This is a genomic window from Sebaldella termitidis ATCC 33386 (assembly GCF_000024405.1).
Lineage (GTDB): Bacteria > Fusobacteriota > Fusobacteriia > Fusobacteriales > Leptotrichiaceae > Sebaldella > Sebaldella termitidis.
Genome location: NC_013517.1, coordinates 130,183 through 156,848, shown reverse-complemented (window position 1 = coordinate 156,848; position 26,666 = coordinate 130,183). Strand labels below are relative to the sequence as shown.

General features: G+C 35.8%; 26 protein-coding genes. 16 read left to right on the top strand and 10 right to left on the bottom strand.

The features are described 5' to 3' along the window. Positions 1-73: 73 nt before the first annotated feature. From STERM_RS00725 to ulaG (STERM_RS00690), 8 genes are all read right to left on the bottom strand, one after another. The gene (locus tag STERM_RS00725) at positions 74-478 is read right to left on the bottom strand and encodes a helix-turn-helix domain-containing protein (RefSeq protein WP_012859632.1); all 405 of its coding nucleotides are present in this window, start codon (positions 476-478) and stop codon (positions 74-76) included. Positions 479-710: 232 nt separating this feature from the next. After that, positions 711-1,409, bottom strand: coding sequence for an L-ribulose-5-phosphate 4-epimerase (araD, locus tag STERM_RS00720; RefSeq protein WP_012859631.1), 699 nt, complete (start codon positions 1,407-1,409; stop codon positions 711-713). A gap of 1 nt (position 1,410) precedes the next feature. Then, entirely contained in the window at positions 1,411-2,286 is an 876-nt protein-coding gene (locus STERM_RS00715; protein ID WP_012859630.1) for an L-ribulose-5-phosphate 3-epimerase, read from the bottom strand. A 208-nt stretch (positions 2,287-2,494) separates the two neighbouring features. Beyond that, positions 2,495-3,133, bottom strand: a complete 639-nt coding sequence (locus tag STERM_RS00710; RefSeq protein WP_012859612.1) for a 3-keto-L-gulonate-6-phosphate decarboxylase UlaD — start codon at positions 3,131-3,133, stop codon at positions 2,495-2,497. 111 nt (positions 3,134-3,244) lie between these two features. Then, positions 3,245-3,685 (bottom strand): PTS sugar transporter subunit IIA, encoded by a 441-nt coding sequence (locus STERM_RS00705; RefSeq protein WP_012859629.1) that lies wholly within the window; start codon positions 3,683-3,685, stop codon positions 3,245-3,247. 18 nt (positions 3,686-3,703) lie between these two features. Next, a complete protein-coding gene (locus STERM_RS00700; RefSeq protein WP_012859628.1) occupies positions 3,704-3,982 on the bottom strand; it encodes a PTS sugar transporter subunit IIB in 279 nt (92 codons plus the stop codon). Between the two features lie 28 nt (positions 3,983-4,010). Beyond that, positions 4,011-5,435, bottom strand: a complete 1,425-nt coding sequence (locus STERM_RS00695; protein ID WP_012859627.1) for a PTS ascorbate transporter subunit IIC — start codon at positions 5,433-5,435, stop codon at positions 4,011-4,013. Between the two features lie 79 nt (positions 5,436-5,514). After that, positions 5,515-6,579, bottom strand: a complete 1,065-nt coding sequence (gene ulaG / locus STERM_RS00690; RefSeq protein ID WP_012859626.1) for an L-ascorbate 6-phosphate lactonase — start codon at positions 6,577-6,579, stop codon at positions 5,515-5,517. A 296-nt stretch (positions 6,580-6,875) separates the two neighbouring features. On the opposite strand from ulaG (STERM_RS00690), the gene STERM_RS00685 reads away from it, so the two are divergent. Next, positions 6,876-7,664 (top strand): Cof-type HAD-IIB family hydrolase, encoded by a 789-nt coding sequence (locus tag STERM_RS00685; RefSeq protein WP_012859625.1) that lies wholly within the window; start codon positions 6,876-6,878, stop codon positions 7,662-7,664. Positions 7,665-7,676: 12 nt separating this feature from the next. After that, positions 7,677-8,192 carry a hypothetical protein gene (locus STERM_RS00680; protein WP_012859624.1) on the top strand — a complete coding sequence of 172 codons (516 nt, stop codon included), beginning with the start codon at positions 7,677-7,679 and terminating at the stop codon, positions 8,190-8,192. A 168-nt stretch (positions 8,193-8,360) separates the two neighbouring features. Here STERM_RS00680 and STERM_RS00675 read toward each other — a convergent pair whose 3' ends face one another. Beyond that, positions 8,361-8,822 carry a hypothetical protein gene (locus STERM_RS00675; protein ID WP_041309751.1) on the bottom strand — a complete coding sequence of 154 codons (462 nt, stop codon included), beginning with the start codon at positions 8,820-8,822 and terminating at the stop codon, positions 8,361-8,363. A gap of 804 nt (positions 8,823-9,626) precedes the next feature. Here STERM_RS00675 and STERM_RS00660 point away from each other — a divergent pair. After that, on the top strand, positions 9,627-10,133 hold the full coding sequence (locus STERM_RS00660; RefSeq protein ID WP_012859621.1) for a ClbS/DfsB family four-helix bundle protein: 507 nt from the start codon (positions 9,627-9,629) through the stop codon (positions 10,131-10,133). A gap of 158 nt (positions 10,134-10,291) precedes the next feature. On the opposite strand, the gene STERM_RS00655 is transcribed toward STERM_RS00660, so the two are convergent. Next, positions 10,292-13,024, bottom strand: coding sequence for an autotransporter domain-containing protein (locus STERM_RS00655; RefSeq protein WP_012859620.1), 2,733 nt, complete (start codon positions 13,022-13,024; stop codon positions 10,292-10,294). Positions 13,025-13,632: 608 nt separating this feature from the next. Here STERM_RS00655 and STERM_RS00650 point away from each other — a divergent pair. The 13 genes from STERM_RS00650 to STERM_RS00590 all read left to right on the top strand — a co-directional run bounded on the left by STERM_RS00650 (position 13,633) and on the right by STERM_RS00590 (position 26,660). Next, positions 13,633-15,699 carry a BglG family transcription antiterminator gene (locus tag STERM_RS00650; protein WP_012859619.1) on the top strand — a complete coding sequence of 689 codons (2,067 nt, stop codon included), beginning with the start codon at positions 13,633-13,635 and terminating at the stop codon, positions 15,697-15,699. Between the two features lie 46 nt (positions 15,700-15,745). After that, positions 15,746-16,810 (top strand): L-ascorbate 6-phosphate lactonase, encoded by a 1,065-nt coding sequence (gene ulaG, locus STERM_RS00645; protein WP_012859618.1) that lies wholly within the window; start codon positions 15,746-15,748, stop codon positions 16,808-16,810. Positions 16,811-16,927: 117 nt separating this feature from the next. Then, positions 16,928-18,259: a PTS sugar transporter subunit IIC gene (locus STERM_RS00640; RefSeq protein WP_012859617.1), complete on the top strand. Its 1,332-nt coding sequence runs from the start codon at positions 16,928-16,930 to the stop codon at positions 18,257-18,259. A gap of 92 nt (positions 18,260-18,351) precedes the next feature. Further along, the gene (locus STERM_RS00635; RefSeq protein WP_012859616.1) at positions 18,352-18,672 is read left to right on the top strand and encodes a PTS sugar transporter subunit IIB; all 321 of its coding nucleotides are present in this window, start codon (positions 18,352-18,354) and stop codon (positions 18,670-18,672) included. 10 nt (positions 18,673-18,682) lie between these two features. Beyond that, positions 18,683-20,188, top strand: coding sequence for a sulfatase (locus STERM_RS00630; RefSeq protein WP_012859615.1), 1,506 nt, complete (start codon positions 18,683-18,685; stop codon positions 20,186-20,188). Beyond that, a complete protein-coding gene (locus tag STERM_RS00625) occupies positions 20,181-20,639 on the top strand; it encodes a PTS sugar transporter subunit IIA (protein WP_012859614.1) in 459 nt (152 codons plus the stop codon). The genes STERM_RS00630 and STERM_RS00625 overlap by 8 nt, the downstream gene beginning before the upstream one ends. Before the next feature lie 40 nt (positions 20,640-20,679). Continuing rightward, the gene (locus STERM_RS00620) at positions 20,680-21,120 is read left to right on the top strand and encodes a PTS sugar transporter subunit IIA (RefSeq protein ID WP_012859613.1); all 441 of its coding nucleotides are present in this window, start codon (positions 20,680-20,682) and stop codon (positions 21,118-21,120) included. A 111-nt stretch (positions 21,121-21,231) separates the two neighbouring features. Beyond that, a complete protein-coding gene (locus STERM_RS00615) occupies positions 21,232-21,870 on the top strand; it encodes a 3-keto-L-gulonate-6-phosphate decarboxylase UlaD (RefSeq protein ID WP_012859612.1) in 639 nt (212 codons plus the stop codon). Between the two features lie 44 nt (positions 21,871-21,914). Further along, positions 21,915-22,790, top strand: coding sequence for an L-ribulose-5-phosphate 3-epimerase (locus STERM_RS00610; RefSeq protein WP_012859611.1), 876 nt, complete (start codon positions 21,915-21,917; stop codon positions 22,788-22,790). A 1-nt stretch (position 22,791) separates the two neighbouring features. Then, the gene (gene araD, locus STERM_RS00605) at positions 22,792-23,493 is read left to right on the top strand and encodes an L-ribulose-5-phosphate 4-epimerase (protein ID WP_012859610.1); all 702 of its coding nucleotides are present in this window, start codon (positions 22,792-22,794) and stop codon (positions 23,491-23,493) included. A 24-nt stretch (positions 23,494-23,517) separates the two neighbouring features. Continuing rightward, positions 23,518-24,933, top strand: a complete 1,416-nt coding sequence (locus tag STERM_RS00600) for a PTS ascorbate transporter subunit IIC (RefSeq protein ID WP_012859609.1) — start codon at positions 23,518-23,520, stop codon at positions 24,931-24,933. Between the two features lie 19 nt (positions 24,934-24,952). Continuing rightward, on the top strand, positions 24,953-25,237 hold the full coding sequence (locus STERM_RS00595) for a PTS sugar transporter subunit IIB (RefSeq protein ID WP_012859608.1): 285 nt from the start codon (positions 24,953-24,955) through the stop codon (positions 25,235-25,237). 46 nt (positions 25,238-25,283) lie between these two features. Beyond that, complete coding sequence (locus tag STERM_RS00590; RefSeq protein ID WP_012859607.1) at positions 25,284-26,660, top strand: N-sulfoglucosamine sulfohydrolase; 1,377 nt, start codon at positions 25,284-25,286, stop codon at positions 26,658-26,660. Positions 26,661-26,666: the final 6 nt, after the last annotated feature.

Here is a 26,666-nt window from a genome sequence, read left to right as displayed (position 1 = left end):
TTTTTGGATATCATTATTTTACATCAAATAACACAAAAAAGCTAATGATTTTCATCACTAGCCTGTGAAACGCTTATTTTTTCGATATAAATTCTATGTATTGTTTTACCAGCTGAAGCTCATCGGGAGACATTTCCATTAATTTTCCCAGTATTTTTCCTATTTCTACATCATCTATCTCATCAAGAAGCTCTGAAGTGATCTCTTTTTTCAGCTCTTCCGTATCTTTGTCCGTATATCCGATCATTTTAAATAATTTTAAATGATCAATATTTAACTTTCTGGAAATTTTTTTCAAAAGGAGAGGATTTATCATTGGATGCTTGCCAGATTCTAAATTTGATAAATATGCCGGACTTATACTCAGATGTTCAGCCATTTCCCTTAACCCTATTCCCTTTTCCACTCTCTTGCTTCTTATGTATTCACCTAATACTATAATCAAATTTGGATTTGTCCTTAGGTCTATTTTATCCATTATTTTAACCTCTACTTAAAATTCACGTCATTTCTTTTATAATACCACATAATCCCACATTTTACAAATTATGCTTTACTTTTGTGTAGTTTTATATATTAAAAAAATATCTGTCTCAAAATCAAAATATTTTCATATAATAAACCAGAATTCGTATATACTTTTTCCTGTAAATTTACTGTATTTTTCTTATATTAAAAACTTCTGCTTCAAGACAGATTATATTCCGTATTTATTTTTTTTGTCCGTAATAGGCATTAGCCCCGTGTTTTCTTAAGAAATGCTTATCCAGAAGCTCCTGCTGCATACTCTTCGTGTTTTCATTAAACATCTCCATACTTGCTGCCATTCTTCCTATCTCTTCCAGTACCACCGAATTATGCACTGCTTCCTCCGGACTCTTTCCCCATGTAAACGGTCCGTGGCTGTTTACCAGTACTCCCGGTACATATAAGGGATTCAGATTTCTTTCTCTGTATGTTTCCACTATTACACGACCCGTTTCCTTCTCATATTCTCCTTCTATCTCTTCCGCTGTCATCTTTCTTGTACACGGAATCGGTCCGTAAAAATAATCTGCATGGGTTGTTCCGTAAGCTTTTATGTCTCTGCCGCTCTGTGACCATATTGTCGCCCATGTGGAATGTGTATGAACTATTCCTCCTACCTCTTCAAAGGCTTTGTACAGCTCTATATGAGTCGCTGTATCTGACGAAGGATTCAGGCTTCCTTCCACTACTCTGCCGTCCATATCCACTACTACCATATCAGAAGCCTTCATTACATCATATTCCACTCCGCTCGGCTTTATTACTATCAGTCCTTTTTCCCTGTCTATTCCGCTTACATTCCCCCATGTATAAAGTATCAGTCCCTTTTCAGGAAGCTCCATATTTGCCTTATATACTCTTTCTTTTAATTCTTCCAGCATATTAGATAAATCCTCCTTCCTTCATTCTTGAAATCATCCAGTCCCTTACTTTCTTTATATCTTCCAGAGGGGTTTCACTACTTTCATTCCACATTTCCACCAGAAAAGGCCCTTTAAATTCTGCCTTTTTCAATGTTTCAAATGTTTTTACAAAGTTTACGTTACCTGTTCCGAATTCCAGTTCCCTGAATATTCCTCCGAATGTATCTGTTACTTTTTTTGCTTCCTTAAGATGTACTGCTATTATCTGCTGTGACTTTATCCCTTTTTCAAGCTCATTATATACCTCGTCATGTGTCCATGCAGTGAGATTCCCAAGGTCAGGATACAGCTTCAGCCATGGTGAATCTACTTCTTTGGCTATTTCCATATATTTTGTTACTGAATTAAGAAAGGTATTTTCCATATTTTCTATTGCCAGCGTAATACATGCTTTGGAAGCCCATTCAGAAGCTTTCTTTAGATTTTGTATAAAGAGTTCCCTTGTTTTATCACTTCTTTCTTCATAGTAAACATCATAACCGGTTACCTGAATAATTCTGATACCGAGTTTATCGGATATCTCAATAGCTTTTTTCATTAAGTCCATGGATTTTTCTCTTGTAGCAGTATCAATACTACCCATTGGAAATCTTTTCTGACCGCTGAAGGTCATGGAAGGGATTCTGAAATCTTTATCAATGAGAAGATTTTTCATATTTTTTATTTCCTCATTACTCCAGTCAAGTCTGGCAAGTCTTTCATCGGATTCATCAACGGAAATCTCAATGAAGTCATAACCGGCCTGTTTTGCAATATCAATTTTAGTGCTCCACGATTCTTTTTTTGGAAGAGCTTTTTCGTATATTCCCATTACCAGTTTGTCAAATTTGTTCATCTTTCTCCTCTCTGTAAAAACAAAAATCCGGAAGAGAACTTCCGGAAAAACTCAGGAAAATTTTCCCGGATATATTCTTTTTATGAAAAAATATTTATAAAAACAGATATAAATGTTATTTGATATTATCTTTGCTTATTGAGTACTCCTAATCTTTTTTATAAACACCCCTGTTAAAGGATAATCTTTTCTCTTTCCGCTGCTGTTATTAATCCCAGTATTTATCAATCTCTTCTTTAAATTCTCTTGCTGCCTGTGCAGGGTCTGATGCTTCCCTTATTCCTCTTCCTGCTATAAATGTATAAACATCTATTCCCTTGAACAGCTTTAATGTTTCCTTTTCAAGTCCTCCTGTTACCGATACCTTAAAGCCCATCTCCACTAGCTTTCTTATCTTATTCAGATCTTTTTCTCCCCATGTTTCTCCTGCCAGAAGTGCATCTCTGCTCTGATGATATACTGCCTGTGATAATCCCGCTTCCTTCCACTGCTTCGCATGCTCAAATGTCCAGTCTCCGTAAAGCTCTACCTGTAAGTCCTTTACTTCTTTCAGTGCTGCCTTCATTGTAGGAATAGTAGCGGAGCATATTACTGTCATCCAGTCTGCTCCTGCATCAGCACAGTTTTTAGCTACTGTTCCCCCGGCATCAGCACATTTAGTATCAGCAAGAATTATTTTATTAGGATAAAGTGCTCTGAGACATCTTACTGCTTCCATTCCTTCTGCAAGGCAGAGTATAGTGCCCGCTTCGATAATATCAACTTCATGCCCTACCTGTGAAATTGATCTTATTGCGTCACTCAGTGTATTATTATCAAGGGCTATTTGTAATAATGGTTTTGCCATATTTTCCTCCCGTTACTTTTTTAGGTATTTTATATCTGAAACCCCTCAAACCATTCCTCTATATCTGTATTCTTCATAACCAAAAACCCGCCCCTTTTAAAAACGCTGTATTTATTTCAAAAGTCCTATGATTTCATCAGTGCTTTCCGCTTTTCGTATTTTCTCAAATGCCGCCTCATCATCAAAAAGCATTACTATTTGAGGAATAGCTTCCTCATTATGTATATCCGAGCTTGTCGCTGCTAGTCCTATCAATATGTCCACTTCCTGACCGTCAGGAAACACAACAGGTTTTTCCAGTGTGACGAAACTAAAACTATCCTTTATTACTCCGCTTTCAGGTCTGTCATGCGGCATTGCCAGTCCCGGTGCAAGAATATAAAACGGTCCCAGTTCATTTGTCTTTTTTATGATTGCATCCAGATATCTTTGTTCCACGGCACCGGCATCTACTAAAGGCTTTATACATTTATTTACTGCCTCTTCCCATGTCTCTGCCTTTTGTTTCAATAATATAGAATTATTTTCTATTAAAGATTCCAATAATGTCATATCTACTCTCCTTTACTCTTAAGCAATTCCAGCTTCCTTAAGCTTTTCTTCCAGTTCCTTTTCATCCAGCAGATTTAAAAGTCCTATAATTTTTGCCTTTGCCGAGTCCAGCTCTTTTGCAATATGGACAGATGCCAGTATCAAATCATAATTTCCTATTGCCGATTTGGCTTCACCCATACTGCATGAATCTACCTGTGCAGGGATATTTAACCTTTTCAGGACATTTCCTACTTTCATTTTCATAATCATGCTTGTTCCCATACCATTACCGCATACTGCCAAAACTTTCATCATACCTAATCAACTCTTTTCTATTATTTTATTATTCCAAATTTTCATTATAGCTTTCCGGACTGCTTGATCTTTTGAACTGAATCCATGGTATAGCAAGCATAGATGCTATTACTATTATATACCCTACCAGATGAAGCTTGTTTATTACCAGACCCTGAATTACCCATACAGTACTCTGGTCAATATTCCCATGCCATCCTCCGAAGCCTGCAAGACCAAATATAATAATTGCCAGTGCTCCCCCGAGAACCTGAAGTATCCCCGAAGCAAAAGACAATATTGCTGCTGCCCTTGCTCCTCCTCGTTTATCGGCAAAAACTGCTATTGTGGCATTATCAAAGAATACCGGAACGAATCCTGTTATTATCAATATAGGCGACTTAAATATCAGTAATCCTGCTATAGTCACAAACTGACCGATGGCTCCGCACACAAAACCGAATAATACTGCATTAGGTGAACCAAAACCATATACTGCCGCACAGTCTACAGCCGGCAAAACACCCGGGAGAATTCTGCTTGATATCCCCTGGAACGATGCTGTCAGTTCTGCTACGAACATACGTACACCCATCATTAATATTGCAAGATATACAGAGAACATTAATGATTTTGAAATTATATATGTAGGAAAAGCCATGCTTGCTACAAATGTTTTATCTATTTCTCTTAAGTAAGGCTCTCCAAGCAGTATCATTATAGATCCGAAGAAAATCAGCATTAATGTCCCTGTTGCTATTATATTGTCATGAAATATAGACAGCCAGTTAGGAAGATTTATATCATCAAGTCTCTTTTTTGGATTTCCGATTTTTGCCGCTACCTTATCTGCAAACCATACTGCGAACATCTGCTGATGACCAATTGCAAATCCTGCATTGTCAGTCAGTCTTTGTGTAGCACCCACTGTAAGGTTCGACGCTACTGCCCAGTACACTCCTACGAATACTCCTATTAATACTGCCCCTATCCCGTTTCTATATTGCGGGAAAGCATAGAATATGATCCATGTCGCCGTTGTTGCCTGCTGAACCATTATATGTCCTGTTATAAACAATGTACGTATCTTCGTAACCGGTCTGAACAAAACAAGTACTATATTCAGCACAAAGCCTATAAGAAGAGATATCATCGTCCACGAACTGGCCAGTCCTATTGATTCAAGTGCTGTGTTTACAGCGTTTAATCCGAAATAAGGATCTATTACTGCCGCATTCAGTCCGAATCTTCCGTTTAATCCTGCAAGTATAGGTCTGAATGTCGTTACAAGTCCTCCGGACCCAACATTCAGTATCATATATCCTACAGTTCCTTTTATGAACCCGGCAAATGCTTCATAAACAGGTTTTTTCAATAGCAAATACCCGATAAAAACTATGATACCAATAAAAAACTCCGGTTTTCCAAGTATATTATCCACAAAGATTTGCCAAACTAATTCTAAATATCCCATATTTTTTCCACCTCATAATTATTTTTAAATTTTATAAACCTTATCTTTTACATCATATTTTTAGCAGAAAATTTTGTTCTTACAGCATAGACTTGAAAGGCAAATCAGGTTCTATAGTAAAGCAGTCCTCAAATCCTCTTTCAAAGTGAAACTCAAGTTTGTCCTTGTCATTCGGAAATATGAATTTACCTCCTACCTGCCAGATATACGGTTTAAATTCATACTTTAACCTGTCCTTCTTCATCTTCCAAAGCATCATTATTTCATAAGGGTCTGCCTGAAAGTTCGACCAGATATCATGGTGAAACGGTATTACTACCTGTGTCTTTAATGATTCCCCCATTCTCAGTATATCCACAGATGTCATCTTATCTGTCATTCCTCTCGGATTTTCTCCGTATGACCCTAATGCCACATCTACTTTATGTTCGTTTCCGTGCTTTGCATAATAGTTCGAATAATGTGAATCCCCGCTGTGGTAAAGATTTCCTCCCGGTGTTTTTACCAGATAGTTTACTGCCAGCCTGTCCATGTCCTGCGGCATCTTATCCTTCAGGATTACTCCTTCCGGAGCTGTTACAAGCTCTGTTCTGTCAAATGATTCCAATACTACTAGCTCTATATCTTTTATCTTTACTGTATCTCCGGGTTTTACTGCCTTACATCTTTCTGCAGGTACTCCCCAGCTTATCCATAAATCCACACATGCCTGCGGTCCTATAAACGGTACACTCGGATCACAGTTTTTCAGTACTGCCGCTGCCACATTAGGATCTATATGATCTGCATGGTCATGTGTTGCAAGTACCGCATCCAGTTCTTTTATTGCAAACGGATCAAGCACGAAAACAGAAGTTCTTAGATTGGGCTGTAATTTTAACCCTCCTACCATTCTCTGCATCTGATGCTGTTTTTTCATTAATTTATTTTTTTTTGTTCTTTTCCCTGTACCGCACCAAAAGTCAATAACAATATTGGTATTCCCTTCACTCTTAACCCAGATACCTGTACATCCAAGCCACCACATAGCAAAGGTTCCTTTTTCCACAGCTTCCTCTTCAATCTCCTCATTCAGCCATGTTCCCCATTCTGGAAATGTGTTTAATATCCATGATTCTCTTGTTATTTCTTCTACTTTGCTCATTGTTTCCCTCCTAAAATTCATTATTTGTAAATTATGTTAGTTATTTGTAAACACGTTAGGTAAAAAAAAACATTTTTCTTTTTTGTTAACTAATTGATAACAATATAATACCTTGATTTTTAAAATAGTCAATAGGTAAGTTTAAAAAAATATTTTTTTATTTTGGTCTAATCTTATAGAAACATTGAAAACAAAGGACAAAAACAAATTATTTTTTTATAGTTCTTAAAATTTTTTTTATAAATATGTGATATACTGTAATAACAATAATTTTTAGGAGAAACGGGGTATATTCCATGATAAAAGCTGTATTTAGTGATCTTGACGGTACTCTTCTTAATGAAAACGGTACTGTTTCTGAAGAAACAAAAGAAATGATTGAAAAATTAAAAAAGGCGGGAATAAAATTTTTTATAGCCACAGGAAGAAGCTTTCTTGCAATGAAGAGATTTTATGATCATCTGGAGCTTGATACTGAAATAGTAAACTATAACGGTGCTGTAATTCATAATTCAGACGGGGGTAAAATCTTTGAGCTCACTCTTGACGACTCTGTCGCACGTGAATTAATTGATTACGGAAGAAAAAATAATTTGTATTATCATGGTTTCAGCAATGAAAAATGGTATCTTGAAGACTATAACGACACTGCAAAGGCTTACGGTGCAAAGTCACAGCTGCAGGAAAATATAATCAATTTTGACAATATGCCGAAGCTTGATTTTAACAAAATGATGTTTATAAATGATGCAGAAACTACAAAGATCGTAGATTCATATGTCATAGAAAAATATAAAAACAAAATATACAAGGGTCTTTCCAGTCCTACTTTTCTTGAAATAATGAACCCGGATGTTTCCAAAGGAAACGCAGTAAAATTTCTTCTTGAGAAATACGGCTTTCAGCCTGACGAGGTAATAGCATTCGGTGATGCCGAAAATGATCTTGAAATGCTTTTTTCGGTAAAATACGGCGTTGCTATGGAAAATGCAAATGATGAGGTAAAATCAAAGGTTAATTACATTGCTCCGAAAAATACGGAAAATGGTGTTGCTTTATTTTTGGAGGATTTTTTAAAACTGTAGGAGGAGAATTTTATGAAAATTAATAAGCCAGATTTCAATGAGTGTGTATTACTTTTTGAACCAGAACAGGAGGCTCTCGATTTATTTTTTGAAAAATATAAGGAAGAAATGAACCGTCACAGTCTGGAAAAGGATCTACCGCCGGATATTATTTTTTCTTATCTTTTCGGCGTCGTGGTTGACTGGCGTGAATATGACAGTGATATTATAAAATATTTCAGCGAATATATTCCTGAAAAAAATGTCAGTGCGGAAGAGACGGATAAGGGTCTGAAAGTCATGTATGATGGAAGCAGCTTTGATATCAGGCTCAGTTTTTCAGGTGCTGACAGATACATAACAATTCGCAGTTTTAATGAAATTATCAGCAGTGATTATGAAATACGTCTGTTTGATTCCTCTTTTTATTCAGATACACATGTTTTTCTTATACTGCCTAAGTCTTGGTGGAATGATCTGGATAACAGATTCGGAGAAAAAGTATCCGGGATTTTTACTGTTATTACCGAAGGATTGGATTTTCCTTAAAAACTAATTTCAGCTGTATTTTTTTAATGAATATTTTCTTGAAATAATAAAATAACAAATACAATTATATTTTTAAGATAACCCTGACAAAATCTCCGGATAATATATCCAAAGCTGTCAGGGTTATTTAATTATTATTTTTAAAAAATTTTCAAGTTATGTCAATTTTTAAATATTTATTTCTATATCATAATCTATCCCAGCAAAATTTCTTAAATTAGCTCTGCTTGACATTCTGTAATATTTTTCTCTTCTGCCTCCAACCACTACAGATGTTGAATTAAAATATGCAGAATTGTTATCTTCAAAACCAACATCTGCTATTTCTGAGCTTCTCAGCATTTCTTCTCTGTTCATCCATCTGAAAAATCTAATTCCATGTGTTACCGCTGTTTCTTCAGCAAGAAGATTCTCGATATATAAATTCATATGTCCGCAGGTTTCATGATATAATTTTAACCATCCCGGTGCAAATTCCTCATTAAATTTACTATAGTAGATGTTTGTCAGTCTTTGAAAAATTTTATTATGTGTTGGTTGTAAATAAGAATATACTATGTCAGAAACAGATCTGCAATTCATTAATACTGAAATTCTTGAAACTCTGTGACCAGCCCCTTGATTTTCCATTCTAACAGGTAAATTATAATGCTGTTTTCCTATATTTACTTTAATTACTTCAAAATTTATAGATTCGCCACGTCGCGAAATATATGTTATACTTATAAAAACACCCCGTTTCAATTATTTATAGGAGGACTAAATATGTCAAAATTTATAAAAAATATTCTTAACATAATCCTGCCAGTTATATCTATTTTTATAGCTTATTTCCTTTTGAAAACCAAAATTCGGATTATATATTTTCATGGTTACTGTTCTTTATTAAATGACAGAACCCTTATAACACACTTTAGCAAATGCGGAACAGGTTACAGTGAAACTCCTGATATGATGTTCAAAGATATATATATACTTTTTATACTTTATCTTATTTGCATAATTAATTTATATTTTTATAAAAAAAGACTAAAAAAGTTTGGGAATTCTGATAATATATAAAAGCATCATCCAAATAAAAATAATAATCACATTATCTGCAGTATATTGATCATGATATCTAAAGATAATTATATCAACAGCAAACGGGATTATTTTAAAAAATAATAAATAAAAAATCAAAACCAACTTCAAGAATTTACAAGAAAAAATAATAATCAATTTTACACTTTTATTCAGCATTTCAAAAATATCTATTTTTTTTGAGCTATCTTTCAATTTAACCACCTCAATATTTAATAATTTATTATAAAAATCATAATAACAAAATATTAAACAATAGTCAAGTTGAAAAATATTTTTTCTGAATAATATGACATAATAATGTCATATTCTCCAAGGTATAATAAAAATAAAGGAACGGAGTGTGATATTATGGCCAGACCAGCCACAAAGGATGAACTTCTTGCTTTAAGCAATAAAAATTACCTTAAATTAACAGAGTTAGTAAACTCTCTTTCAGAAGAAGAACAGAAAATGAAATTTCCATTTGAGGACAGAGATAAAAATATAAGGGATGTTTTGGGACATCTTCACGAATGGCACCTTATGATGATAAAATGGTATACAGCAGGAATGAAAGGAGAAAAACCTGTTATTCCCGCCGAGGGTTTCACATGGAAAACTCTTCCGGACTTAAATGCTGTTATCTGGGAAAAGTATCAGAATGTAAATCTGGAAGATGTTAAGAAAAAACTGAATGACAGTCATAATGAAATTGAAGCTCTTATAAAAAGCCATACCAATGATGAGCTCTTTACAAAAAAGCTTTATCCGTGGACTAAAACTACTTCTCTGGGTTCATACTTTATTTCCAGTACTTCCAGTCATTATGACTGGGCATATAAAAAAATTCAAAAATTTACTAAAAGCCTTAAATAAAATTTGTTATTTACAGGGATTATATCCCTGTTTTTTTATTCTACACATTCATTAAGAATAAAAATACCTCTGATTATTTAGTTTTCTAAATATCCAGAGGTTTTCAATATTTTTTTCACTGTCTAAGCTTTATATATTTTCCCATAATTCATAATTTCCTAGTGGAAACTGTATCTTGCCCCGACAGAAAATACATTATTCATTATTCTTGATTTTTCTATCTGCATATCATAATTGGCATACCATGACCACACCGCAGTTATTTCAGTAAGTGCACCTATTCCAAACCAGGTTGTATTATCTGCCAGTCCTATTCCTTCTACCTTGAATTTTTGATCCGGCATTCCTGTATAAGCAGCATCAAAGCTCAGATCTTCATCATTAAAAGCTCCCTGCCATGTCAAATAACTTTGAAGTGTTGTTTTTCCAGCCATCCAGTTAAAAGTAGTTTCTGCTTTCACACCCACCAGTCCTGAACTCTGATTGTAAGTTTTGCTGTCTGCCTTTAATCCAAAAAGACTGTCATCTTCCGAGAAACTTCCTCTTCTTACGCTTTCATACATTAATCCTGCAAATGGTGTCAGACCTATATTTTCTGTTACCATAAATTTATACCCGAGTTCTCCATATCCAGAAAAAGCATAATCATCATGATCAGCAGAAAGCTTTTCCGCATAATTTCCAATCACTACATCTCTGTCCACATCACTTGTTATATATGCTGCTCCCACTCTTCCGAGCATATACATATTATCTCCCGCAAAGGTATATTTTCCATATAGTGAAATTCCTACATTCTGACTTTTTGCCTTTCCGGCATATCTGTCAAAATCTGCTTTTGCTTCTGTAAATGCCGCTGCTGCCCCTAATATGATATTATCTGTTATATTTTTATCCACTCCCAGCTGTCCGCCGTAAAAATGAGTGTCCGCCTTTGCATAGCCCGATTCATAGAGCTGTCCGGCTCCTCCAAGTGCATTAAACCATACTCCGGTATTGTCCTTATTATAGCCTGCCATCGAAAGCCTGTTCGACAAATCTTTATTCACAGCCTGCATCTGCTGAAATGTAAGAGCCTGTGCCGATGCATAAATCTGTCCTGAAATACTGTCCAGAGTCACTGCAAATGTATGTGAAGATGACTGCTGAATAAGTGCTGCCTGTACTCTGAAAAGCTCATTGGCTTCACTGTTATCCAAAACCTGAAATACCTTTTCCAGATTTTCCGATGAATTATTTCGTGTAGAATCTGAATTATATTCTGCTGCGCTGAATTCAGCTACATTCTTTCTTGTAATCTTCAGATCTATATTATTGGAATCCTGTGTTATTTCTGAATTCAGCAGTACAGGAACAACAACAGAACCAAAGGTACTTTCTATTCCTTCAGAAGCACTGAGTACTCTTCCGCTTATTCCTTCTGAAGAATTTATATATTTATAAATATTATGTCCGGCTCCTGGTGTCTTTATATATAATTTTGAATTATTTAAGATTACTCTGCCGTGAACTTTAAATTCTGCTCCCATTGCGTGTTCTGTCACCGCTTCACTGCTGGCCATATAAATCCCGTGTATAGTAGTTCCGTTTCCTTCATTTATCATGGTTCCCCCGTGATTAAGTACATTATTTTGTATTATTCCCCCGTCTACCAAAAGGGTTCCGTTTGACTGAATATCTACCTGTGAGAGTACCTGTCCGTTTACTTTCAGTATACCGCCGTTTACTATATTTTTACCTGTATAAGTATTATTTCCGCTTAGGATTAATGTTCCGCTTCCGCTCTTTGTCAAACCAGCATCTCCGCTGATATTATTGGAAAATGTAGATGTATAGTTATCAAAAGAAACATTCACATAATCGCCAAGTGCCAGCCTTTTATCAAATAACGCAGGTCCGTTTGCTGCCTTTGAGGCATTCAGCAGACCCCAGCCGTATACTGCATCTACTCCTGCTGCTCCTACATCGGTAGCTGTGGACAAAATACTCTGTCTTATCAGATCTCCGTTCATCCAAGGATATTTCTGCTGTACAAGAGCTGCTGCCCCTGTTACTGCCGGTGATGCAAATGATGTTCCTTCTCCTGTTACATTACTTACGTGAAAAGTATAGTCTCCTACAGCCGCTATACACCAGTTTTGTGCAACACCGCATTTGTTGGCATAACTGCTTATTTCTCCAGTTTGGGAATCCACGGCTGTTACCGCTATCCAGCCTTTTTGCAGTTCGGGATAAAGATAAGGAAGTCCTGATTCTATCTGCGGCTGATCTTTTCCTGCATTTCCGTTTGCCCATATAAATAAACTATCTGTTCCTGCCTTTTCGGCATAAAAATTAATAACAGGATCTGATAATGGAAAATCAGTTTTTTTCGCATCTGTAACTGATAATGAATCTATTCCGAAGGACTGGTTAAATATTCTTACGCCGCTGTTATATAAATCCTCGTACATCCGTACTTTAGGACTTATACATCTGTTAGTCCCGTCACTGCATACAGCGCCTGCTGCTGCTCCGTACATTTTTACATCAGGTGCCATACCTATGGTTTTCCCTCCTATAACTTCCGCTACAAGACTCCCGTGAATATTATTCACTCCGACAAAAGAAGCATCCTCACTCAGCCGTGAATTTCCGCTGCTGTCCTTAAATTCTGCATTAGTGACATTAAACCTTGTGTCAATAATTCCTACGGTTACACCTGCCCCGTCATACCCTTCAGATCTGGTTTCCTGAACATTATGAGGGTCACCGGGATTGAACGGAATAGAAGGAGCCACAGGTGTCGCTGTTGCCCCGCTGCCTCCACCTCCGGAACCTCCGCCGCCTCCAGAACTGCCGCAACTTAATATACTGGTTAGTATTAATGGTAATAACAATATTCTTTTCATAGTTACCTCCTGATAAAATTAGTTTTTTGATTCTAATTACCGGTTATCAAACAAAAAGAAACTTATTTTTACATTAATATAATTAATACTGATGTTATAAAGCCAAGTATTTAAATTACATATTTTTTAATCTATTATAACATAATTTTATTAAAATATCTATTTGAACATTACTTTTAAAATAATTATATAAATAATTTTATTTAAAAATGATACCTGCAGTAATAATACGTCCTGGAGGCCTTCATAAAATGTATTATACTGCTTGTCTATTTTCAGCAATCATTGATATCTTTATCCTGTAATTCGTTATGTTTACAGCAGATATTTAAATAATTTATAATAATTTCATTTTTTAAAAATTAACTTTCGCGTTAATTTACATACTTATTTTTATACAAATAAGAAAAATAATTTTTCATAAAGGATACACTTTTTCCATGAGAAATAAGTATTTTTTCTTTGCGGTTCTTTTTCCTCCCCGCCTTTATTCCGCTATATTTTTTGAGCTTTTTGAATATAAAAAATATTTTTATTGCAATTTTTTTTGCAACACTTTGTAAATTGATTTATCAAAAAATGATGGTAAGATTTTAGTGGTGATAAAAATGCTAAATCAAAGAGAAATGAATATTTTAAAATATTTAATAAAAAAGCCGTCCTCCAAATATAAAGAACTGGCGGAGATATTTCAGATATCCGAAAGGAGCATCAGGTACAATATCGACAAAATTAATCTGTTTCTGCAAAAGAACAAACTGGAAGAAATACAGATAAAAAACGGAAATCTTTTTTTTAATACTGATCAGGAGCTTACCGGAATAAATTCTTCGCTGAATAATTCCTACATTCTGAATCAAAAGGAAAGAACCGAAATTTTAAAGCTGCTTTTCTGTTTTTCAAGAGATATCAATCTTACAAAAGCTGCTGATTATCTAAAAGTTTCAAGAACTACCATCAAAAGTGATTTTGAAATTTTGAAAAATGAAATTAAAGCCGTAAATTTCAATATTAAATACAGACAGAACAAAGGCTTCTATATCAGCGGAAGCAGAAAACATCTCAGAAGCTTCAAACTGGAAACTTTTTCAAAATTTATTTCCATATACATAAAAGAGCTTTATTTATCTAATTTTGACAAAATTATTTATGAGCTTTTCCAAAAAAATATTCCTGAAAAATCCGGACAGCAGATAAATAATTTTATTCGTGAGCTGGAGAAAAAGCTTTCTCTGAATTTTTCAAATAATTCTTATGAAATATTATATTCACTTATTCTTTGCTTTTTTGTAAATGATAAGAATAACAGTATTTCAAAACAGAGTGATTATGACAGTATCAATAATTTTTTTCTGGAAAGTACAAAAGAATATGAAATAATCAAAAATACCTCAAAAGAATTTTCCGGATTGATAGGCATAAAATTTTCAAAACACAGAATTACTGAAATAACAGATTATATTTTGGGGATAAGTTTATGCAATTTTGATATTTCTCTGGTCAATAACTGGATAAATGTGGAATTTTTGGTTCAGAGTCTGATAGCCAATTTTAATAAGTATCTGGAAATAGACATTTCCGGAGACAAAACCTTGTTTAATTGTCTTTTGTACCATATCAAGCCTACCCTATACAGAATTAACAAAAAGATAAAGCTTGAAAATACAGCATTCCGTGAATTAATAATCAATCAGGATCCCACACTGGAAATCGTAAAAAATGCCGTAAATGATATGGAGAAAGCTCTGAACATAGAATTTACCGAAGAAGAGCTGGCACTTCTTGCTTATCATTTTAAGGCATCAATAGAGCGTAATACATATGTTTATCCCAAAAGGGTTATTCTCGTCTGCGGTCTTGGATACGGCAGTTCACGGCTTCTGGAACAAAATCTGAAGGAGCATTATAATCTTGATATTATCGATGTCCTTCCTTATCATCAGTTGGAGGAGGCTCTGAAAAACTACAATAATATTGAGCTTATATTTACTACCATCAATATAAAAAATAATTACGGAATCCCTGTTATAAAAATCAGTCCTCTTTTAAAAAAAGAGGATATCGAGGAGATTGAAAAATATAATATTTTGAAAAATGACAATAAAATTTCTCTTGCAAAGCTAATGAATGTTATTGAAAAAAATATAAATCTCAATACAAAGGATAAAAAAGAGCTGATCGCAGGGATAAGAGAGAATTTCAGCCATAAAATTATTGATGATTCAGAAATAAAGCCGGAAAATTTTAATAATTTAATTAATGAAAATAATATAGAAATTCTTGACAGACTTGAGAGCTGGTCTGATGCAATAAAGGTTTCAGGTGAACTTCTGATAAAACAAAATTATGTTACCAAGGATTATATACAGGAAATGAAAGAGCTCGTGGAAAAATTCGGTTCATATATAGTAGTAGCTGACGGGATCGCAATTCCCCACGGATCAATAGGAAAAAACGTAATCAAGGATGGTGCTGCGCTGCTTGTTCTAAAAGAAGCAGTCAAGTTTGACGATGGTGAAATGGTTAATATTTTTATTCCTTTTGCCACACGTGGGAAAAAGTTTCATTCAAAGCTTTTAAACGAAATTTTCGATATCATAAAACGTAAAAATTTAAAGGATAAAATACTGTCGCTTAAGACAAAGCAGGAAATAATAAAATATTTAAATCGTTAAAATATCACGGCCGTGATTAAAATAAATATATTAAGGAGATATACTAATGAGCAAAGTAGAAGAAATAACAAGAGAATCATGGATATTGAACACATTTCCAGAATGGGGAACATGGCTGAATGAGGAGATTGAAGAGGAAGCTGTAGAAAAAGGAACCTTTGCTATGTGGTGGCTTGGATGTACAGGTATCTGGGTTAAGAGTGAAGGGAATACCAATATTGTTATTGACTTTTGGTGCGGTACAGGGAAAAGAACAAAAAAAAATAAATTAATGAAAAAACAGCATCAGATGCAGAGAATGGTAGGAGGGGTAAAATTACAGCCCAATCTAAGAACTTCTGTTTTCGTTCTTGATCCGTTTGCAATAAAAGAACTGGATGCGGTACTTGCAACACATGACCATGCAGACCATATAGATCCTAATGTGGCAGCGGCAGTACTGAAAAACTGTGATCCGAGTGTACCGTTCATAGGACCGCAGGCATGTGTGGATTTATGGATAAGCTGGGGAGTACCGGCAGAAAGATGTAAGGCAGTAAAACCCGGAGATACAGTAAAGATAAAAGATATAGAGCTAGTAGTATTGGAATCATTTGACAGAACAGAGCTTGTAACAGCTCCTGAAGGAGTAATCCTGAAGGATAAGATGCCTCAGGACATGGACAGGCTGGCAGTAAACTATCTGGTAAAAACACCGGGAGGAAATCTTTATCACAGCGGGGATTCACATTATTCGAACTATTATGCAAAGCACGGAAACGAACATAAAGTAGATGTGGCATTAGGATCATACGGAGAAAATCCGAGAGGAATGACAGATAAGATGACATCTGTGGATATACTGAGAATGGGGGAATCATTAAAGACACAGGTAGTAATACCGTTTCACCATGATATCTGGTCGAACTTTCAGGCAGACCCTTATGAAATAATGATGCTTTGGAAGATGAAGAAGGACAGGTTAAAGTATGAATTTAAACCGTATATCTGGCAGGTAGGGGGGAAATTCATATTTCCGAATGACAAGGACAAACTTGAGTTTCACTTTGAAAGAGGATTTGAGGACTGCTTTACTATAGAACCTGATTTGCCTTTCAAGTCTATGCTGTAATGTCGTATTCGCTTGATTAGCTCAGACAGTATCGGAGAGTTTTTCATATGATTAATTACAGACAAAAAATACAGAGCAGTTCTTAAAAAATCTTGATTATGAATTTTGGAGGTTAGAATGAATATTTTAAAAATTTTGTTTAATTTTTTGGTAAATGATTTTTTGGGCAATCCTATTATGCTTATAGGTTTTCTTGTAGCTCTGGGATATATACTGAGAAAAGAAACAAAAAGTAAAACCATTACAGGAACAATCACTGCAATGGTGGGATTAAACCTGATTATGTTCGGCGGAAGCCAGATGACTAAATATTTTAAACCAATTACTGATGCTGTTAACAAAGCTTATGGAATAAAAGGATATCTTATGGATCCTTATGCAATGAGGGCAGCTACGCAGGAAGGACTCGGAAGCAGGTTCGGACTCATCGGCTATGTATTTTTAGTTGCTTTTATGGTCAATGTTCTTCTTGTTTATTTTGGGAAATACACTAAAATGCACGGGATTTTTCTTACAGGACACACAGGATTCGCACACTCACAGGCTGTTTTATGGCTGGTAGTATATTATTTTGCCTTTGGTTCGGCTGCTACAGTTTTGATCTCAGGAGTTTTACTCGGGGTATACTGGGCTTTTTCCACGAACCTGGCAATAAAATCGTCCAATAAAATAACCAATAATGCAGGCTTCACTATTGCACACAATCAAATGGTGGGTATGTGGTTTTTCTCAAAAATAGCAGGATTCTTCGGTGATCCTGAAGAACATGATGCAGAAAAAATGAATCTTCCCGGATGGCTTTCTATTTTTAATAATAATGTCGTTTCAGTGGCTATTATTATGACTATCTTTATAGGCTGCTTTATGATGACTCTGGGAATAAGCGGTGTACAAAAACTGGCCGGCGACTCTAACTGGTTTATTTACATACTTATGTCGGGAATTAATTTTTCAATGTATATGGTACTGATTCTTACAGGAGTGAGAATGTTTATCGGCGAACTTTCGGCTTCATTCAAGGGGATACAGGAAAAGCTTATTCCAAATGCCGTTCCCGGCGTTGATGTGGCAGCTATTCTTGCTTATTCGCCAAATGCAGCTACTCTGGGCTTCCTCTTCTGTACCTTGGGTACTATTATCGGAATGGGAATTCTTATGATTTTCAAAGTACCGTATATGGTTCTTACAGGATTTGTTCCGCTATTCTTTGACGGCGGTCCTATAGGCGTGGTAGCAAATAAATACGGAGGCTGGCGTGCTGTAGCAATATCGGGAGTACTTCTGGGACTTATCCATGTTTTCGGTACTGTATGGATGCTGAAAATCAGCGGACTGGAAGACGGTATAGGATGGGCCGGAATGTTTGACTGGAGTACTGTATGGCCTGCTATAACAGAGCTGTTAAGAATGATTGCCAAGATATTTTCACTGGGGCCTTTTGCCGGATAATGTCATACTTATTTCGGTTAAACAGAACTCTATGAAACGGAAGTATAAAATACAGCAAATTGCTGCTGTATAATTTTTAGGAGGTTTTTTATATGAAAGATACGGTTAATATTCTGTTTGTCTGTGGTTACGGTGCAGGAAGCAGTCTTATAATGAAAATGACAGCAGAAGCTGCCATGAAAAAATTTAAAATAAATTCTGATACTAAAGTTACATCTGTGGGAGAAGTAAACAGTTATTTTGACTGGGCAGATATCATAGCTGTATCTGAAAAGCTTGCCGAAGGAATTGTTCTTCCTTCAAACAAAGAAGTAAAAATGATAAAAATAGCTAATTTAGTAGACGGGGAAAAAATGGGGAATGACATATATAATACAGTAAAAGAAAGCTTTCCCACAGCTTTAAAAGGATAAGGAGACAAAAATGAAAGCAATAATCATATTTTTTGACAGTCTGAACAGGCATTTTCTTCCGAATTACGGTAATGACTGGGTTAATGCCCCTAATTTCAAAAGACTGGATGAAAAAACACTTACTTTTGACAGAAGTTATGTAGGGAGTATGCCCTGTATGCCTGCAAGAAGAGAACTTCATACCGGAAGACATAATTTTCTCCACAGAGAATGGGGACCTTTGGAGCCTTTCGATGATTCAATGCCGGAAATTCTGAAAAAAGCCGGAGTTTATACTCATATGATAACAGACCATTTTCATTACTGGGAAGACGGCGGTGCCACTTTCCATAACAGATTTTCCTCATATGAAATGATCAGGGGACAGGAAGGGGACCACTGGAAAGGTGAAGCAGAATACAAAGAAGATAAAGAATTTTTAAGCATTCCCGAACCGCACAGCGGCAGCGGAAAAGTTTCTTCCTTATGGAGATATGACAGGATTAACAGAAAATATATGGATACAGAGGAAAAACAGCCCCAAAGTAAAGTTTTTTCTCTTAGCTGTGAATTTATAGAAAAAAACAGCTCCTATAATAACTGGCTTCTGCATATAGAAACATTCGATCCCCATGAACCGTTTTTTGTAAAAGACAAATATCTGGAACAGTACAAAGATACTTACAGCGGACCTGAATTTGACTGGCCCAGAGGTGAGGTCAAAGAATCTCCGGAAGCTGTGGAACATATAAGAAAAAAATATGCTGCTCTGGTTTCCATGTGTGATAAAAATCTGGGAATGATTCTTGATTTAATGGATAAACACAATATGTGGGAAGATACTATGCTGATCGTGGGAACAGACCATGGTTTTCTTCTCGGAGAGCACGGATGGTGGGGAAAAAATCTTATGCCGTATTATAATGAAATAGCAAATACACCTTTATTTATATGGGACCCAAGGTCAAAAAAGAAAAATGAAAGAAGAAATGCTATTGTGCAGATGATAGACTGGGCCCCGACATTGCTTGATTACTTTGATGTTGCCATTCCGGAAACAATGAAAGGAAAATCTCTGAAAGAGACTATAGAAACCGATGTTCCTGTCCGCAAGGAATGTATTTACGGAGTTCACGGAGGACATGTAAATATGTATGACGGAAATTATACCTATATGAGAGCACCTGCATTCAAAGAAAACAAACCGCTCTATAATTATACACTTATGCCTATGCATATGAATAAGCTTTTTAGTGTTGATGAAATAAAAGATGCCGAGCTTTCAGAGCCGGTAAATTATTCCAAGAATGTTCCGGTATTAAAATTTCGTGCGGAAGATAAATATAAAATATATAAATATGGTACTTTAATATTCGATATCAATAATGATCCGAAACAGCTTTACCCTGTAAAAGATAAAGCTCTGGAACAGAACCTTACGGAAAAACTGATTAAAAATATGGAATTTCACGAGTCGCCAAAGGATCAATATACAAGACTCGGACTAAATATGCCTAAGGAGAAGAAAAATGTATAATCTAAAAAATATGGCAGAAGATAAGCTTATAAAATTAAATATCTCAAGCGAAAATCCCGAGGAAATTATCAGAATCGGCGGCGAACTTCTTTTTAGGAATAATATGGTCACAGATTCTTACGTGCAGGCTATGGTGGAAGCATACAGAGAATTAGGCTCATATATAGTTATCGCACCTAATATCGCTATGCCGCATACATCCAAAGAGAACGGGGCACTGAAAACCGGTGTTAGTCTCCTGACCCTTTCCAAACCTGTTAATTTTGGAAATGAATATAATGATCCTGTTTTTCTTATCTTCTGTATAGCAAATGCGGGAGAACACGAAGAGCTTCTGGCGATACTGGAAAGTATTGTAAAAATCGGATCTGACGATACAATAAAAAATCAGATGAGAAATGCCGATACAATAGAAGAAATAGAAAAAATAATAAATAATTTTGATTTGTAAAATATACTTACATACTTATACGTAATACAGAGGAGGAAAAATGACATTACTGGAATACCTTGTCAAAAATGATTCCATAAAAGTAAAACAAAAAGCCGAAACTTGGGAAGATGCTGTAAGAATTACCTTTAGACCGCTGCTGGAAAAAGGAGTCATTAAAGAGGAATATATAGATTCTGTAATAGAAAGAACACATGAACTCGGACCATATTATATACTGGCTCCGGGACTGGCTATGCCGCATGAAAGACCTGAAAAAGGTGTTCTGAAAGATGGTTTCAGTTTTATTACACTGGAAAAACCTGTTGTTTTTCCTGACGGCCAGGATGTGGATATTCTTCTGGGCTTCTCGGCAACAAGCTCCGAAGTACATTCCAATGAATCTATACCGCAGATCGTAATGCTTTTTGATGATGAGGCGGCATTTGAGAAAATACGAAAAGCGGAAAGCACTGATGAAATCATAGGACTTTTGAAATAAATACAGCGTTTTTAAAAGGGGCGGGTTTTTGGTTATGAAGAATACAGATATAGAGGAATGGTTTGAGGGGTTTCAGATATAAAATACCTAAAAAAGTAACGGGAGGAAAATATGGCAAAACCATTATTACAAATAGCCCTTGATAATAATACACTGAGTGACGCAATAAGATCAATTTCACAGGTAGGGCATGAAGTTGATATTATCGAAGCGGGCACTATACTCTGCCTTGCAGAAGGAATGGAAGCAGTAAGATGTCTCAGAGCACTTTATCCTAATAAAATAATTCTTGCTGATACTAAATGTGCTGATGCCGGGGGAACAGTAGCTAAAAACTGTGCTGATGCAGGAGCAGACTGGATGACAGTAATATGCTCCGCTACTATTCCTACAATGAAGGCAGCACTGAAAGAAGTAAAGGACTTACAGGTAGAGCTTTACGGAGACTGGACATTTGAGCATGCGAAGCAGTGGAAGGAAGCGGGATTATCACAGGCAGTATATCATCAGAGCAGAGATGCACTTCTGGCAGGAGAAACATGGGGAGAAAAAGATCTGAATAAGATAAGAAAGCTAGTGGAGATGGGCTTTAAGGTATCGGTAACAGGAGGACTTGAAAAGGAAACATTAAAGCTGTTCAAGGGAATAGATGTTTATACATTTATAGCAGGAAGAGGAATAAGGGAAGCATCAGACCCTGCACAGGCAGCAAGAGAATTTAAAGAAGAGATTGATAAATACTGGGATTAATATCTTAACATAAATATGCTCTATTTTACTGAGAGAGGAGAAAGATGAACAAATTTGACAAACTGGTAATGGGAATATACGAAAAAGCTCTTCCAAAAAAAGAATCGTGGAGCACTAAAATTGATATTGCAAAACAGGCCGGTTATGACTTCATTGAGATTTCCGTTGATGAATCCGATGAAAGACTTGCCAGACTTGACTGGAATAATGAGGAAATAAAAAATATGAAAAATCTTCTCATTGATAAAGATTTCAGAATCCCTTCCATGACCTTCAGCGGTCAGAAAAGATTTCCAATGGGTAGTATTGATACTGCTACAAGAGAAAAATCCATGGACTTAATGAAAAAAGCTATTGAGATATCCGATAAACTCGGTATCAGAATTATTCAGGTAACCGGTTATGATGTTTACTATGAAGAAAGAAGTGATAAAACAAGGGAACTTTTTATACAAAATCTAAAGAAAGCTTCTGAATGGGCTTCCAAAGCATGTATTACGCTGGCAATAGAAAATATGGAAAATACCTTTCTTAATTCAGTAACAAAATATATGGAAATAGCCAAAGAAGTAGATTCACCATGGCTGAAGCTGTATCCTGACCTTGGGAATCTTACTGCATGGACACATGACGAGGTATATAATGAGCTTGAAAAAGGGATAAAGTCACAGCAGATAATAGCAGTACACCTTAAGGAAGCAAAAAAAGTAACAGATACATTCGGAGGAATATTCAGGGAACTGGAATTCGGAACAGGTGACGTAAACTTTGTAAAAACATTTGAAACATTGAAAAAGGCAGAATTTAAAGGGCCTTTTCTGGTGGAAATGTGGAATGAAAGTAGTGAAACCCCTCTGGAAGATATAAAGAAAGTAAGGGACTGGATGATTTCAAGAATGAAGGAAGGAGGATTTATCTAATATGCTGGAAGAATTAAAAGAAAGAGTATATAAGGCAAATATGGAGCTTCCTGAAAAGGGACTGATACTTTATACATGGGGGAATGTAAGCGGAATAGACAGGGAAAAAGGACTGATAGTAATAAAGCCGAGCGGAGTGGAATATGATGTAATGAAGGCTTCTGATATGGTAGTAGTGGATATGGACGGCAGAGTAGTGGAAGGAAGCCTGAATCCTTCGTCAGATACAGCGACTCATATAGAGCTGTACAAAGCCTTTGAAGAGGTAGGAGGAATAGTTCATACACATTCCACATGGGCGACAATATGGTCACAGAGCGGCAGAGACATAAAAGCTTACGGAACAACCCATGCAGATTATTTTTACGGACCGATTCCGTGTACAAGAAAGATGACAGCGGAAGAGATAGAAGGAGAATATGAGAAGGAAACGGGTCGTGTAATAGTGGAAACATACAGAGAAAGAAATCTGAATCCCTTATATGTACCGGGAGTACTGGTAAACAGCCACGGACCGTTTACATGGGGAAAGAGTCCGGAGGAAGCAGTGCATAATTCGGTGGTACTGGAAGAGATAGGAAGAATGGCAGCAAGTATGGAGATGTTTAATGAAAACACGAAGAGTATGCAGCAGGAGCTTCTGGATAAGCATTTCTTAAGAAAACACGGGGCTAATGCCTATTACGGACAGGGGAAAAAGTAACTAAATAAAAATAGAGGAGAAAATATGGAAATTATATTAAAAATATTTAACCTGTTATTTACGAATATAATTGCAAAACCACAGTTCTTTATTGGTCTTATTGTATTTATAGGTTATCTTGCAATCGGGCGTAAAATATATGATGCGCTTGGCGGCTTTATCAAAGCAGCAATAGGCTTTATGATTCTAAATGTCGGTTCTTCTGGTCTTGTGAAAAATTTTGACCCGATTCTAAAGGGTTTATCGCAGAAATATCAGATCAGTGCTGTTGTAATCGATTCTAACTTCGGCTTTAATGCTGCAACACAGGCTCTTGAAAGTATCAGTATCACTACCAGCTGGACTATGATGTCTCTTTTGGTAGGATTCGTATGGAATATTTTATTGGTACTTCTGAAAAAATTTACAAAAGTAAGAACTGTTTTTATCACAGGACATATTATGGTTAAACAGGCAACAATGGTAACATGGATTATTTTTGCCGTAATGCCCGGATTTCGAAATATTTACGGTGCTATTCTTGTAGGACTGCTGGTAGGTACTTACTGGGCTGTTTTTGCCAATCTAACTGTGGAAGCTACCAGAAATCTTACGGGAAATTCAGATTTTGCCGTGGGACACCAGCAGATGTTCGGTATCTGGGTAACAGATAAAATAGCACATAAGATCGGAAATAAAGAAAAGACAGTGGAAAATGTAAAACTTCCGGGATGGCTCGCTGTATTGAATGACAATATTATTGCTACAGGGCTTTTAATGATTATATTTTTCGGAGCTGTTATGCTGTTTATCGGGGAACCTCTTCTAAAAGAACTTGATCCTAAAGCATTCGACGGGGGAATTACATTCTTCACATACATTCTGGAGAAGTCTCTGGTATTTTCCGTTAATATTGTCATATTAATGACAGGCGTAAGAATGTTTGTTGCTGAACTTGTAGAATCATTTGTAGGTATTTCGGAAAAGCTTCTGAAAGGCTCTATTCCTGCTGTTGACTGTGCTGTCACTTTCGGATTTTCATCACCAAATGCTATTTTATATGGTTTTATATTCGGAGCCGTAGGACAGCTTATTGCAATACTGGGACTGATTATATTCAAATCTCCGATTATGCTTATACCGGGATTTGTTCCTTTGTTTTTCGATAATGCCACACTGGCAGTATATGCCGATAAAAAAGGCGGAATAAGGGCAGCTACAATAATTCCTGTGGTTTCAGGTATGATTCAGGTATTTGGCTCACTTGCAGCTGTTTATATTTTCAATCTGACTCAGTACGGCGGATGGACAGGAAATCTGGATTGGGATACAGTATGGCCTGTATTGGGACTTTTTATAAATAATTTACAGCTAACAGGGGTTATCTTAGTAGTAATTCTAATGCTTATTATTCCGCAGTTACAATATATAAGAAACAAAGATTCATATTTTATAAAATAAAAATTCAGGAGGAAAAATTATGCTGAAAGTATTAGCGGCTTGTGGTGCCGGTATGGGTTCCAGCCAGATAATAAAAATGAAAATAAAAAAGGTACTGGATAAATTAAAAATCGAATCAAGTATTGATCATATGAGTGTAGGACAGGCAAAATCAATGGTTAATAACTATGATATTATTTTTGTGGCAGAAGGACTGAAAAATAACTTCAATGTTAGTGACGATAAAAAGTTAATAGGTCTGAAAAATCTGCTTTCCGAAGAAGAGATCGAAGAAAAATTAAAAGTCAGCCTGAATCTGGCATAGTATTTACTTACACGGCACAGCACTAAAATAACACGGAGGCAGACTTATGGATAATGTAAGAAATTATAACATCGTATATATTCACACACATGACAGCGGAACAGTATTTAGTCCTTACGGCTATGATTCCCCTACAGAAAATATAGAAAACTTTGCTAAAGAGGCTGTTGTTTTTAAAAAAGCATTTTGTACCAGTCCTACATGCTCTCCAAGCAGATCCGGACTTCTTACAGGAATGTATCCGCATTCCAACGGAATGCTTGGGCTGGCAAACAGGGGATTTGCACTGAAAGATTACAGCTGGCATTTAGTCAGCCACCTGAAGAAAAATCTGTATAAAACCGTTTTATGCGGTATACAGCATGAATACGGCTCTTATTCTGATCATAAAGGAGGGGCGGCAGCAATCGGCTATGATTTTGATATAACATCCGAGAATAATTATGAATATCAGGAAGATTATTATTTATGGGATACAGCCAATGCCGAAAATGTCTCAGAATGGATAAAAGAAAACGGCAGTAATCAGAATTTCTTTCTTTCCTTCGGCATGTTTTCCACACACAGAAAATTCCCGGAAATAAATAAGGAGATTATAAATGAAAATTTTGTAAAAGCTCCTTATCCGGTTCCGGATTTTGAAGAAACACGAAATGAACATGCAAAATTTCTGACCTCTGCTTATTATGCGGATAAATGTTTCGGGCTTATAATAAAAGCCCTCAGGGATAATAATCTCTACGAAAATACTATTATTATTTTTACTACTGACCATGGTATTCCATATCCGTATGCTAAATGTACTCTTTTTGACAGCGGACTGGAAGTGGCATTAATAATGAGAGTTCCTGCATCACCTAAAAATGGCAGTGTCACGGATACTTTAGTTTCACAGGTAGATATATTTGCTACTTTATGTGATCTTACAGGCTTAGAAAAACCGGAAAGACTTCAGGGTAAATCTTTTTCAGAATTTTTTACGGGAAAAAGTGATAAACACAGAGATGAAATTTACGGAGAAATAAATTTTCATACCTCCTATGAACCTGTAAGATGTATAAGAACAGAAAATTATAAGTATATAAAATATTACGACGAAGAATACCTGAAAATAAATGTATCAAATATTGATGTTTCAGAAACAAAAAAACTGCTTCTTGAAAATGATCTTCTTTCTCAGGAAAAATACAGCGAGGCTCTGTACGATCTCTATAATGATCCCGGCGAGAGAAAAAACCTTATAAATAATCATGAATATAAGGGTATTCTGGAAGATTTGAGAAAAAGGCTTTTAAAATGGCAGGAAGAAACAAAAGATCCTCTTCTTTCAGATGGTATCAAAATATCTAAAAACTGGAAAATCAACAAAAAGACCAGTCATGAACCAAGCAGTAAAAATCCGGAGGATTATGAGCAGCTTTGATTTGTC

Coding starts and splice junctions, on each gene's coding strand:
- STERM_RS00725 (WP_012859632.1), bottom strand. CDS start 478: ATGGATAAAATAGACCTAAGGACAAATCCAAATTTGATTATAGTATTA.
- araD (WP_012859631.1), bottom strand. CDS start 1,409: ATGCTGGAAGAATTAAAAGAAAGAGTATATAAGGCAAATATGGAGCTT.
- STERM_RS00715 (WP_012859630.1), bottom strand. CDS start 2,286: ATGAACAAATTTGACAAACTGGTAATGGGAATATACGAAAAAGCTCTT.
- STERM_RS00710 (WP_012859612.1), bottom strand. CDS start 3,133: ATGGCAAAACCATTATTACAAATAGCCCTTGATAATAATACACTGAGT.
- STERM_RS00705 (WP_012859629.1), bottom strand. CDS start 3,685: ATGACATTATTGGAATCTTTAATAGAAAATAATTCTATATTATTGAAA.
- STERM_RS00700 (WP_012859628.1), bottom strand. CDS start 3,982: ATGATGAAAGTTTTGGCAGTATGCGGTAATGGTATGGGAACAAGCATG.
- STERM_RS00695 (WP_012859627.1), bottom strand. CDS start 5,435: ATGGGATATTTAGAATTAGTTTGGCAAATCTTTGTGGATAATATACTT.
- ulaG (WP_012859626.1), bottom strand. CDS start 6,579: ATGAGCAAAGTAGAAGAAATAACAAGAGAATCATGGATATTAAACACA.
- STERM_RS00685 (WP_012859625.1), top strand. CDS start 6,876: ATGATAAAAGCTGTATTTAGTGATCTTGACGGTACTCTTCTTAATGAA.
- STERM_RS00680 (WP_012859624.1), top strand. CDS start 7,677: ATGAAAATTAATAAGCCAGATTTCAATGAGTGTGTATTACTTTTTGAA.
- STERM_RS00675 (WP_041309751.1), bottom strand. CDS start 8,822: ATGGAAAATCAAGGGGCTGGTCACAGAGTTTCAAGAATTTCAGTATTA.
- STERM_RS00660 (WP_012859621.1), top strand. CDS start 9,627: ATGGCCAGACCAGCCACAAAGGATGAACTTCTTGCTTTAAGCAATAAA.
- STERM_RS00655 (WP_012859620.1), bottom strand. CDS start 13,024: ATGAAAAGAATATTGTTATTACCATTAATACTAACCAGTATATTAAGT.
- STERM_RS00650 (WP_012859619.1), top strand. CDS start 13,633: ATGCTAAATCAAAGAGAAATGAATATTTTAAAATATTTAATAAAAAAG.
- ulaG (WP_012859618.1), top strand. CDS start 15,746: ATGAGCAAAGTAGAAGAAATAACAAGAGAATCATGGATATTGAACACA.
- STERM_RS00640 (WP_012859617.1), top strand. CDS start 16,928: ATGAATATTTTAAAAATTTTGTTTAATTTTTTGGTAAATGATTTTTTG.
- STERM_RS00635 (WP_012859616.1), top strand. CDS start 18,352: ATGAAAGATACGGTTAATATTCTGTTTGTCTGTGGTTACGGTGCAGGA.
- STERM_RS00630 (WP_012859615.1), top strand. CDS start 18,683: ATGAAAGCAATAATCATATTTTTTGACAGTCTGAACAGGCATTTTCTT.
- STERM_RS00625 (WP_012859614.1), top strand. CDS start 20,181: ATGTATAATCTAAAAAATATGGCAGAAGATAAGCTTATAAAATTAAAT.
- STERM_RS00620 (WP_012859613.1), top strand. CDS start 20,680: ATGACATTACTGGAATACCTTGTCAAAAATGATTCCATAAAAGTAAAA.
- STERM_RS00615 (WP_012859612.1), top strand. CDS start 21,232: ATGGCAAAACCATTATTACAAATAGCCCTTGATAATAATACACTGAGT.
- STERM_RS00610 (WP_012859611.1), top strand. CDS start 21,915: ATGAACAAATTTGACAAACTGGTAATGGGAATATACGAAAAAGCTCTT.
- araD (WP_012859610.1), top strand. CDS start 22,792: ATGCTGGAAGAATTAAAAGAAAGAGTATATAAGGCAAATATGGAGCTT.
- STERM_RS00600 (WP_012859609.1), top strand. CDS start 23,518: ATGGAAATTATATTAAAAATATTTAACCTGTTATTTACGAATATAATT.
- STERM_RS00595 (WP_012859608.1), top strand. CDS start 24,953: ATGCTGAAAGTATTAGCGGCTTGTGGTGCCGGTATGGGTTCCAGCCAG.
- STERM_RS00590 (WP_012859607.1), top strand. CDS start 25,284: ATGGATAATGTAAGAAATTATAACATCGTATATATTCACACACATGAC.